The 523-nt window shown below is 61.4% G+C and carries 1 protein-coding gene; it reads right to left on the bottom strand.

The window, feature by feature from the left end:
• A partial coding sequence (locus CKO42_RS28805) for a response regulator (RefSeq protein WP_242479747.1) occupies positions 1 to 523 on the bottom strand: 523 nt, incomplete at both ends.

The raw sequence follows: 523 nt of genomic DNA, 5'->3' as shown, positions 1-523 counted from the left end.
TCGAGACCAACAACTTGAGGATGGCGAACTCTTTGCGCGTGAGATGCACATCGTCGCCCATCACGGACACCAAGCGTTTGACCAGATCGATACGGAGATAGCCGTCATCGTAGATCCCGGCATCGGGCTTCTCTGTCGCCCTGGGCAAGCGCAGCAAGTTACGCACGCGCGCCAGGAACTCCTGGATGCCGAACGGCTTGGTCACATAGTCATTCGCACCGGCGTCCAGCACGGCGACCTTGTCGCTCTCCGATGACCGGACCGACAGGATCATGACCGGCACGCTCGACCAATGCCGCAGCTCACTCAGCACGGATTGGCCATCGGCATCCGGCAGGCCCAGGTCGAGCACGATCAAATCCGGCGTCTGGGTCGCCGCGAGCTCGAGCCCCTTCCCCGCCGTCTCCGCCTCGATGACCTGATATCCCTGGCTCTTGAGACTGATGCGCAGGAATCGACGGATCTGCTCCTCATCGTCGATGATGAGGATGCGCGTCGATGTCGGGTTTTCCGTCATGCGTGC

It is taken from the genome of Lamprobacter modestohalophilus (assembly GCF_016583905.1).
Classification (GTDB): Bacteria; Pseudomonadota; Gammaproteobacteria; order Chromatiales; family Chromatiaceae; genus Lamprobacter; species Lamprobacter modestohalophilus.
This window is presented reverse-complemented; position numbering and strand designations above follow the sequence as displayed.